The sequence below is a fragment of the Dietzia aerolata genome, from assembly GCF_014144865.1.
Classification (GTDB): Bacteria; Actinomycetota; Actinomycetes; order Mycobacteriales; family Mycobacteriaceae; genus Dietzia; species Dietzia aerolata.
On sequence record NZ_JAALDM010000159.1, the window covers coordinates 1 to 9,432 of the forward strand.

Annotated in this window: 9 protein-coding genes, 1 other RNA gene and 1 pseudogene; 3 read left to right on the plus strand and 8 right to left on the minus strand. The window is 68.9% G+C overall.

The genetic code is table 11. The features are described from left to right. Positions 1–39: 39 nt before the first annotated feature. Both G6016_RS10290 and G6016_RS10295 read right to left on the minus strand, forming a co-directional pair. On the minus strand, positions 40–858 hold the full coding sequence (locus G6016_RS10290; protein WP_182632576.1) for an SDR family NAD(P)-dependent oxidoreductase: 819 nt from the start codon (positions 856–858) through the stop codon (positions 40–42). 65 nt (positions 859–923) lie between these two features. Continuing rightward, complete coding sequence (locus G6016_RS10295; RefSeq protein WP_182632569.1) at positions 924–2,447, minus strand: FAD-dependent oxidoreductase; 1,524 nt, start codon at positions 2,445–2,447, stop codon at positions 924–926. A gap of 202 nt (positions 2,448–2,649) precedes the next feature. Here G6016_RS10295 and G6016_RS10300 point away from each other — a divergent pair, with 202 nt between their 5' ends. Further along, positions 2,650–4,281, plus strand: a complete 1,632-nt coding sequence (locus G6016_RS10300) for a CYTH and CHAD domain-containing protein (RefSeq protein ID WP_182632570.1) — start codon at positions 2,650–2,652, stop codon at positions 4,279–4,281. A 56-nt stretch (positions 4,282–4,337) separates the two neighbouring features. Here G6016_RS10300 and G6016_RS10305 read toward each other — a convergent pair whose 3' ends face one another. The 6 genes and pseudogenes from G6016_RS10305 to G6016_RS10330 all read right to left on the minus strand — a co-directional run bounded on the left by G6016_RS10305 (position 4,338) and on the right by G6016_RS10330 (position 8,414). Continuing rightward, complete coding sequence (locus G6016_RS10305) at positions 4,338–4,511, minus strand: SPOR domain-containing protein (protein WP_182632571.1); 174 nt, start codon at positions 4,509–4,511, stop codon at positions 4,338–4,340. A 109-nt stretch (positions 4,512–4,620) separates the two neighbouring features. Then, on the minus strand, positions 4,621–4,914 hold the full coding sequence (locus G6016_RS17260) for a hypothetical protein (protein ID WP_241730138.1): 294 nt from the start codon (positions 4,912–4,914) through the stop codon (positions 4,621–4,623). A 453-nt stretch (positions 4,915–5,367) separates the two neighbouring features. Then, positions 5,368–5,799, minus strand: an RNA gene (rnpB, locus tag G6016_RS10315) — RNase P RNA component class A. A gap of 37 nt (positions 5,800–5,836) precedes the next feature. Further along, a pseudogene (locus G6016_RS10320) lies at positions 5,837–6,478 on the minus strand (histidine phosphatase family protein); the annotation flags it as partial. Positions 6,479–6,480: 2 nt separating this feature from the next. Beyond that, positions 6,481–7,212 carry a zinc ribbon domain-containing protein gene (locus G6016_RS10325; RefSeq protein ID WP_182632574.1) on the minus strand — a complete coding sequence of 244 codons (732 nt, stop codon included), beginning with the start codon at positions 7,210–7,212 and terminating at the stop codon, positions 6,481–6,483. Positions 7,213–7,223: 11 nt separating this feature from the next. Beyond that, positions 7,224–8,414 (minus strand): Nif3-like dinuclear metal center hexameric protein, encoded by a 1,191-nt coding sequence (locus G6016_RS10330; protein ID WP_182632577.1) that lies wholly within the window; start codon positions 8,412–8,414, stop codon positions 7,224–7,226. A gap of 150 nt (positions 8,415–8,564) precedes the next feature. Here G6016_RS10330 and G6016_RS10335 point away from each other — a divergent pair, with 150 nt between their 5' ends. Continuing rightward, positions 8,565–9,233, plus strand: a complete 669-nt coding sequence (locus tag G6016_RS10335; protein ID WP_182632575.1) for an HAD hydrolase-like protein — start codon at positions 8,565–8,567, stop codon at positions 9,231–9,233. Then, the coding region (locus tag G6016_RS10340) for an arsenate reductase/protein-tyrosine-phosphatase family protein (RefSeq protein WP_479682403.1) at positions 9,223–9,432 on the plus strand (210 nt) is incomplete at its 3' end. The genes G6016_RS10335 and G6016_RS10340, both read left to right, overlap by 11 nt.

Genomic DNA, 9,432 nt, shown 5'->3' on the forward strand with positions numbered 1-9,432 from the left:
GGGCCAGGCGGCGGGGCTGGCTCGGGCAGGCGGCGGGCGTCAGATGACGCCGAACCGGCGCGACATGGCCACCGTGCCGCGCTGGTAGCCGGACGGGAACAGCCGGACGAACGCGTCGATCACGTAGGCGTCCGGGCCGACCAGGATGCGGGCGCGCCGCCGCTCGATCCCGTCGAGGATCACGCGCGCGGCCGTCGAGGCCTCGGTGCGGGCGAACTTCTCGTCGAAGACCGTGGCGAAGTCCGCGCTGTCGAGCCCCTCGGCGGCGGTGGCGTTGCGGGCGACCGCCGTCTTGATGCCGCCCGGGTGGATGCAGCTGACGTCGACGGGGTGGCCGGCGGCGAGCATCTCCATCCGTAGAGACTCGGTGAACTGCTGCACCGCGGCCTTGGCGGCGTTGTACGAATTCTGGGTGGGCACGGACAGGAACGCGAAGACGCTGGACAGGTTCGCCAGGTGTCCGTCGCCGGACGCGATGAGGTGCGGCAGGAACTCCTTGGTGCCGTGCACCACGCCCCAGTAGTCCACGTCCATCACGCGGGCGATGTCCTTGTAGGCCGATTCCTCGACGCGGCCGGTGAACGCGATCCCGGCGTTGTTGATCACCAGGTTGACCTGGCCGAAGTGCTCGGCGACCGCTCCCGCATATTCGGCGACCATTGCCTGTTCGGTCACGTCCAGGCGCTGGGAGTGCACGTCGGTGGCGCCATCGCCTCGGGCGAGTGCGACGGTGGTCGCGAGTCCGTCGACGTCGATGTCGCTCAGCGCCAACCGGGCGCCGCGCCGGGCGGCCTCGCGCGCCAGTTCCCGCCCGATTCCGGAACCTGCTCCGGTGACGACGACGACCTTGCCGTCCATCTGCCAGCGGGAGCGGCGGCCCAGCAGCCCGCCGACCGTCTCACGAGTCTTTCCCACGATCCCGCTCATGACCGATCCTGCTGCCCGGTCGGCGATACCTGGGCCCCGGCCGGGGCGGTGGGCGCCGCCGGGGTGCGGCGGTACGCGCTCAGGTCGAACTCGCGTGTCTCCCTGCGGAAGGAGAACGTGAAGTCGGGCCACACGGCGGGCGCGTTGCCCTTGTCGTCGAGGTACCAACTGCTGCAGCCGGTGGTCCACACGGTCTCGCCGGTCGAGGCGCGCAGGTCGTCGTTGTAGGCGTCCTGGACGACTTCGCGCACGTCGACGGTCTGCAGGTTCCGCTCGCGCATCGTGCGCATGGCGTCCGCGAGGTAGTTCAGCTGCGACTCGATCATGTAGATCATCGACGAGTGTCCCAGCCCCGTCGCGGGGCCGACCAGCACGAACAGGTTGGGGTAGCCGGCCACGGTCGTGCCCTTGTACGCCTCCATGCCCTCGGTGGCCCACTTATCGGCCAGGGCCTGCCCGTCGGAGCCGCGGACCCGCTCGAAGAACGGCGAGTCGGTGACATGGAAGCCCGTGGCCACCACCAGGACGTCCGCGGGGTGCTCGGTGCCGTCGGCGGTGGTGATGCCGCCGGAGGTGACCCGCTCGATCGGCGAGGTGACCAGGTCGACGTTGTCGCGGGACAGCGCCGGGTACCAGGTGTTGGAGAGCAGGATGCGCTTGCAGCCGATCTCGAACCGCGGCATGACCTTCTCCCGCAGTGTCTTGTCCCGCACCTGTAGCGCCAGGTGCGCGCGCCCGAGGACCTTTATCGGGGCCAGCGCCGCGCGACTGCGGGTCAGACCCACCACCTGGAACTCGCGGCTCGCCCACTGCAGCGCACGCATCGCGCGCTGCAACCCGGGGATCGTCCGGTACGCCTTGCGTTCGATGGCCGGGTAGGTCCGGTCCATGCGCGGCAGAACCCACGGTGCAGTGCGCTGATAGACATCCAGGTGGGCCACGGTAGGGGCGATGGACGGCACCACCTGGATCGCCGAGGCGCCGGTGCCGATCACCGCGACGTTCTTGTCCGCCAGCATTACCGAGTGGTCCCAGCGCGCGGTGTGGAAGACCTCACCGGTGAAGTCCGCAAACCCATCGATGTCGGGGTTCTTGGGCTCGCACAGTGCGCCGACGCCCAGCACGACCACGCGGGCGTCGTAGGTGCCCTCGCTGGACTCGACGGTCCAGCGGCCGCGATCCTCGTCGTAGTCGACCGCGGTCACCTCGACGCCGAAGCGGATCTTCTCGCGCACCCCGGCCTCGGCGGTGACTCGGCGGATGTAGTCGTAGATCTCGCCCTGCGGGGAGAACGCCCGCGACCAGTCCGGGTTGGGTGCGAACGAGAACGAGTAGAGGTGTGACGGGACATCGCACGCCGCGCCCGGGTAACTGTTGTCGCGCCAGGTGCCGCCGACATCCGAGCCCCGTTCGAGCACGACGAGATCGTCGAACCCCTCCTGCGTCAGTCGGATGGCCGCGCCGAGCCCGGAGAATCCGGCGCCCACCACGAGCACATCGACGGTGTTGATCTGGTTCACGTGATCTCCCCCACGAGACGACTGCACAATTCCTCCCGGCCCGCGTGATGCATCTCGATGCACTGCGTTTCCATGCACGGAGTTTCCATGCGCAGTGCGATTTCGCACTGTGACCGGGAACAACCCCGACCTTACTCTCTAGTAAGTCCTTTCAGGGGTGAAGTGACCTGCGGCGTTAACCCTGTGCTGGTACAACCAGTGCATGGCGATCAGTGAGACCGTTGAGGTCGAGAGCAAGTTCGAGGTCGGATCCGACCACCCGGCCCCCTCGGCCGAGTCCTTCGCACCCCTCGTCGCGGACGATGCCGTGGAGCATCAACTGTCCGCTACCTACTACGACACCGCGGACCTCGCGCTCACCCGACACAAGGTGACCCTGCGCCGACGCACCGGCGGTGACGATGCGGGCTGGCACCTCAAGCTCCCCGGCCGCGAGGGCCGCATCGAGCTTCAGGCTCCGCTCGGTGATGACGTCCCGACCGAACTCGTCGAGGCCGTCGCCGGTCTGGTGCGCCGCCGTAAGTTGGCGCCCATTGCCCGGATCGACAATGACCGGCGGGTGAACCTGCTGCGCGACGCCGACGGGACGGCCGTCGTGCAGTTCTGTGACGACCGCGTGACCACCGAGTCCCTTATTCCCGGCGGCTCTGCTTCGGGATGGCGGGAGTGGGAGGCCGAACTCGTCGACCCGTCGCTGCCCAACTCCGAGGAGGCGTTGGCCGGTGTCTCGGCAGCCTGTGTCGCGGCGGGGGCGCAGGCCTCATCGTCGTCGTCGAAACTCGCCCGTGCCGTGGGCGAGGTTCCCGATCTGTGGGACCGCGGCGTCTCCCCTGTTCGCGATGCGCTGGGCGAGGACCTGAGCCAGCTCCTCGACCACGATCCGGCCGCGCGGCGCGTCACCATGGTCGGCGTGCACCAGATGCGCGTCGCCGTGCGTGGCTTGCGGAGCACAATCAGCTCGTACGCCGCCGAGCTCGCGGCCGAGACCGAGGGAACTGATCTCGACCTGGCCTCGCTGCTCGAGGAGCTCAAGGTGCTCGCCGCCGTGCTGGGCAAGGTGCGCGACATCCAGGTCGTCGACGAGCGCCTCGAGGGAATCGCCGCCGAGTACCCCGAGGACGTGGTGAGCCCGCAGACCCGGCAGCGGTTGCGCGCCGAGCTCGACTTCGAGGAGAGGCGGGCCGGCGAGCGCGTGACCGCGGCGCTGGTCTCCGACCGGTACCTCGATCTGGTGGACGCCCTGCACGAGCTGGTTCGCGTGGCCGGAACCGATCCTGATGCCAGCGACGCCGACGGCCAGCCTGCTGCGGCCGCCAAGGACAAGAAGAAGCGACGTAAGGATCAGGATGTGATCCTGCGCGGCGTCGACCGGCAGTTCGCCAAGTTCACCAAGTCCCGCACCCGGACCGAACGCGATCTCGCCCAGCTCGACCTCTCGCTGGCGCAGCGCGAGGAGCTCACCCACGTCGTGCGCAAGCGCGCCAAGGCCCTGCGGCGCAATGTGAGTTCACTGCCCGATAAGGGCGGCCTGAGTGTGGCGCCGCTGCGGACCGCGTGTCAGCGGCTGCACACCGTGCTGGGCGAGGTCCAGGACAGTGTGACGGCGCGTCAGTGGATCAGGCGCATCGCGCGGCGGGCCGAGTCGGCCGGCGAGTCGACCTTCGGGTTCGGGGTGCTCTTCGAGCACGAGCGCGGTTTCTCCGAGCGCACCCTGGACGGTTTCGAGAACGACGCGGCCACCGTCACCGCCGCGTACCGGGAGCTGTCCGAGTCGCGTCGCGCCTCACGCAAGAAGAAGAGCAAGGGCGACAAGAAGTCCCGCAAGAAGGGCTGAGTCCCAGAACTTGAGCAGGCGGCCGTCCGATGATCGGGCGGCCGCCTGTTTCTGTGTCAGTCGTCTTCGTCCTGGGCGTCCCACGCATCGTTGCGGGCCTTGGCCTTGGCCAGTGCAGCTTCGGCCTCGCCGCGGCTCGAGTACGGCCCCATCCGGTTCTCCCAGCCGGAAACTTTGCCCTGCACAGCCTCGCCAGTGGCGAGGTCGTAGTACCACTGCTCGTCGGACATGATCGAACTCCTCGGCTCCGGTCGTGATGGTGGGCTCAGCCTATCCAGCAGGTGCCATGTGGGCCCTGGATTCCGGGACTCCGCGCCAACCAATTCGAATCGACGACGACTATCCGATCGGTACGCCGACCGCGGCGCACAGCTCCACGTCGGTGATGTAGCCCTGTTCACAGCCGTATTGGGTTTGCAGCTCCCCCGACGACGGGTTCGGATCCCCATTCTCGTCATGGCCGTAGCCGCAGATGGCCGCCGGGCACGTGCCGCCATCCGCAATGGGAACACCGTCATGCTCAGGCTGCTGCTCAGCCGTGCCGAGACCGGACTGACGCTCCTGTTCCAGGTACTGGGGCCCGCCCATCTCGTAGAAGCAATAGTCGGTGCTCTTGATGGTTCCGTCCGACATACGTGAAGGCCCCGGCGTCCCCACGAGACACTCCACGACATAGGGCTCGACCGAGGTCGGTGCCGCAGCAGGAGCTGCCTCAGGTTGGGGTTCCGACGTGATGTCACTGGGTGACGTCGGTTCCGACGACGATGTTGCAGAGCTGGAGCTCGCAGATGAACTAGTCGTCGTTTCTGAACTACTCGGCTCCGACTCGACACCCTGTTCATCGGAAGCACAGCCAGCCAGAACGAGAACCGCAGAAGCCACGAAGGCCATGATGAATCGCATCGCCGAATACCTTTCACTGAAACTGCATCACCTATACCAGTGAACTCGGACAGGTTCAGCTTTCTGTGGCCTCCTACCGGAGGTGAGGGCGTCGACCATCCAACCGGAGTTACCGTCATTGGGTACCAATCGCGGTCCGCCCCCACACAGACGCCATGCACGACTTGAGTCGAGAGCTGGGTGGGAACGAGCCGGCCTGTAAGCCGGATCCTGTGCCCACCTCGAAAGAGAGGGCGACGACCATCCATCTGGGCACTCCGTCGCCGGGTACCTCAAGCGGTCCACCCGCGGACTCGGGCGAGCAGCCCTTCCATGCATCACAGCACGTCATCCGCGCAAACGCACCGCAAGCGGTGCGATCTTCAACCTTGCTCCGGGCGGGGTTTACCTAGCCACCCCGGTCACCCGGGGTGCTGGTGCGCTCTTACCGCACCGTTTCACCCTTACCGCGCCTCAATGGGCGTGGCGGTCTGTTTTCTGTGGCACTGATCCCGCGGGTCACCCCGGGTTGCCGTTAGCAACCACCCTGCTCTGTGGAGTCCGGACTTTCCTCGGGAGTACGGGCCTGTCGCCTGGTGGCGATGGTCCCCGTCCCGCGGCCGTCCGGCCGGCTCGTTCGCCCGCCAGTCTAATCCCCCGGGCCCTGCAGCCCTCAGTCGAGATGCGAGGTGTCGTTGACCAGGTGAACCGAGGCCGGCCCGTCCGGGTAGAACCGAACATCCGACACCGACGCCAGATCGAGGTGCAGCCGGAACAGTAGGTCGTCGCCGGCGTTCAAGCCCGCCCGGATCGCCATCTTGATGGGCGTGACGTGACTGACCACCGCGACGATCCCACCCGGGCGCTCGGAGACGATCCGATGCAGGCCACGCTCGACCCGCTCGCGCACGGCTGCGAAACTCTCGCCGCCAGGGGGCGTGACAGTGGTGTCGCCGAGCCACTGCGAATGCACATCCGGGTCTCGCTCGGCGGCCTCACGGAAGGTCAGGCCCTCCCACTCGCCGAAATCCGTTTCGATGAGGTCCTCATCCACGACCAACGGAACACCGGCGGCCTCCGCAACGCGTTCGGCGGTGGCCAGGCACCGACCCAGCGGCGAGGAGACGACCGCGGCCAGGTGCGGCTGCGCCGCGAGTCGTGCAGCGGTGCGTTCGGCCTGCCCCACACCGAGCTCGGTGAGCTGCGGATCGCCCTGCCCGGAATAGCGTCGGTCCACCGACAGTGGCGTCTGTCCGTGCCGCGCCAGAAGGATGCGCGTCGGCCGACCGGTGGCGCCGGTCCAGCCGGGGCTCGAACTCATGAGTTCGCGGTGCGTACGACGATCACTCCGCACTCCGGGCAGGTCAGCACGTCCTCCGCGGGTGCGGCGCGAAACGCCGACACGGTGCTGCGGTCCAGATCCATGGCGCAGGCCGAGCAGCGGTTGCCGTTGAGGATTGCCGCGCCCACCCCCGCCGACTCGGCACTACGGGCGTAGAGTTCGAGGAGTTCCGCCGGAACCGCCTCGGCCTCACGGGCACGCTCGGCGATGGTGGCGGTCACCGAGTCCTCGAGTTCGGCGAGCGCGGTGTCCCGGACGGTGGTGGCCATACCGATCTGCGCCTCCAGATCGGTGACCACGGCACCGGAGTGCCGCACGTCGGAATCCATCGCCTCGCGACGCTCGACGAGTTCGGCCACCTCCGCCTCGAGGGTCTCCTGTCGCCGGGCCAGCGACCGCAGCTCATACTCCAACTCGGTGCCCTGCCGCTCCGAGACCCCGCCCGAGGCGAGCAGGTCCGCGTCATTGGAGCGCCGACGCTTCACCGCATCCAGGTCCGAACGCAGCTTGGCGATCGCCCGATCCAGGTCCTCCACGTGGATTCCCGCACGGGCGGCCGACTCGACCGCCGCCCGACGCTGCGCCTGAAGGTCGTCGAGCGCCGCCTGCTCCGGAAGTTCGGTGCGGCGGTGCGTGAGCCCTGCCAGTCGCAGGTCAAGATCGGCGAGGTCGACGAGTCGACGCTGGAGGTGTGAATCGGCCTTCATGGGTGCCAACATTACCGCCGCTGCCCGCCGTCTCCCCCCGCGGAGACCGTCCACGGGTCGGTGCGTTCGTCACACACCGTCGCCGTGACGCCGACCCGCTCGGCCAGCAGGGCCGCCGCCTGGGCGCACCACGGGAACTCGAGCGCCCAGTGCGCCGCGTCGACGAGCATCGGACCGCCCTCGCGGAGGTGCTCGTCGGCGACGTGATGGCGTAGATCCCCCGTGAGATAGACGTCAGCGCCGACGGCCCGTGCGGCACCGAGAAGCGAGTCACCCGAGCCACCGCACAGGGCCACGCGTCGGATCTCCGCGTCCGGATCGCCGGCCGCCCGGACGCCCCACGAGGTGACGGGCAGCCGTTCAGCCACGAGCTCGGCGAACCGCGCCAGGGTCATGGGCTCGGCGAGTTCGCACACCCTCCCCAGGCCGGTGTCCTCGGCGCTCGGCGCGGGGCCGGCATGGTTGACCAGGACATCCATGGCGGGGACCTCGTACGGGTGCCCCTCGATGACCGCCCGGCGCACCGCCGACCGCAACTCCGGGGGCGCCACGAACTCCACCCGGAGTTCGGTGACCTCCTCGGGCTCGCCCACCGTGCCGATCGTGGGATCAGTGCCGTCGCCCGGGCGGAATCGTCCGGTGCCCAGAACGGAGAAGGAGCATTCGGTGTAGCCACTCATCCGGCCCGCACCCGCGGCGAACACCGTCTGCATGAGGGTGTCGACGTCGCCCTCCGGCACGGTCACGACCCAGCGGTCGACTGTGCCGTCACCGGTCGGAATGAGTGGCCGGTCGGGGGTCAAACCCAGCACCTCGGCGAGAGCGTCGTTGACACCGGGCCGCGCGGAGTCGGCGTTGGTGTGCGCCGCGAACAACGCGCAACCGCCGGCGATGAGCTTGTGCAGCAGCCGCCCCTTGGGGGTGTCGGTGGCCACCGAATGCACCCCCTTCATCAGCGGCGGGTGGTGGACCAGGAGCAGGTCGGCGCCGACCGCCAGCGCGTGATCGACCACCGCGTCCGTGGCGTCGACGGCCACCACGACCCGGCTCACGGGGGCGGACCTGTCCCCCGCTACCAGTCCGACGCGGTCCCACTGCTCGGCCAGCCGGGGCGGGTAGGCCTCCTCGAGTACCGCGATGACCTCGCCGAGAGTCGTCGTTCCACCGGTCACAGTGCTTCCCCTTTCGCCTCCGCCCGTCATGCACGGGCGCTCACGCCCACCATCGTGCCGGGCGCGGGCGGTGTTGTCGTCGTCGTCATATCTTTGGTCTTTTTCTTGTGTCTTGTCTCGGCGGCCCGTCATCCGTCGGCGCTCGGGGCACCCACCGGCGTTCTCTGGGAGGATGGCGGCATGCCCGACCGACCGATTCTGCTCGTCGACCTCGACGGCACCATCACCGATTCCCTCGACGGGATCTCCCGCTCCCTCCACCACGCCCTCGACGCCGTGGGCGGCCGGTGGGACACGACGCGCGACATCCGCTCCATCGCGGGCCCCCCGATGACCGAGACCCTGGCCTCGCTCGGACTGGACGGCGCCGACCTCGACCGGGCGTTGGCCGCCTACCGCGAGCGGTACGACGAGGTGGGCTGGCGCGAGAACGCCGTGTTCGCCGGCATGGACACGCTCCTGAACCGACTCGCGACCGACGGTTACCGGATGGCCGTGGCCACCAGCAAGGACCAGGACGCCGCGCGGCGGATTCTCGCGCACTTTGACCTGACGGCGCCGTTCGAGTTCATCGGCGGCGCGGACATCCGCGTGGGGCGACTGGCCAAGGCCGACGTGATCGCGCACTCACTCGACGCGCTCGGGATCCCGGTGGTTCCTGCGGCCGAGGGCGGGACGTCGGGGGCGCTCATGATCGGCGACCGGGAACATGACGTCGACGGCGCACGCCTGTACGGGATCGACACCGCGCTGGTGAAGTGGGGCTACGGGCGGCCGCACGAGTGGGACGACGCGCGGTGGTCGGTGACGGACACAGCCGAGTTGGAGGCGATCATCCGTGAGCAGTGATCCGGTCGTGGGCCCGCGCGGCGCCCGGCGCGTGCGGGTCGTGTTCGTGTGCACCGGCAACATCTGCCGGTCCCCCATGGCCGAGTCGATGGCGCGGCGCGCGTTCGCGGACGCGGGGCTCGGCGAGCAGGTGACGGTCTCCAGCGTAGGCACCGGCGGCTGGCACGTCGGCGACGGCATGGACCCGCGCGCCGCGGCC

Coding starts and splice junctions, on each gene's coding strand:
- G6016_RS10290 (WP_182632576.1), bottom strand. CDS start 858: ATGGACGGCAAGGTCGTCGTCGTCACCGGAGCAGGTTCCGGAATCGGG.
- G6016_RS10300 (WP_182632570.1), top strand. CDS start 2,650: ATGGCGATCAGTGAGACCGTTGAGGTCGAGAGCAAGTTCGAGGTCGGA.
- G6016_RS10305 (WP_182632571.1), bottom strand. CDS start 4,511: ATGTCCGACGAGCAGTGGTACTACGACCTCGCCACTGGCGAGGCTGTG.
- G6016_RS17260 (WP_241730138.1), bottom strand. CDS start 4,914: ATGTCGGACGGAACCATCAAGAGCACCGACTATTGCTTCTACGAGATG.
- G6016_RS10325 (WP_182632574.1), bottom strand. CDS start 7,212: ATGAAGGCCGATTCACACCTCCAGCGTCGACTCGTCGACCTCGCCGAT.
- G6016_RS10330 (WP_182632577.1), bottom strand. CDS start 8,414: ATGACGGGCGGAGGCGAAAGGGGAAGCACTGTGACCGGTGGAACGACG.
- G6016_RS10335 (WP_182632575.1), top strand. CDS start 8,565: ATGCCCGACCGACCGATTCTGCTCGTCGACCTCGACGGCACCATCACC.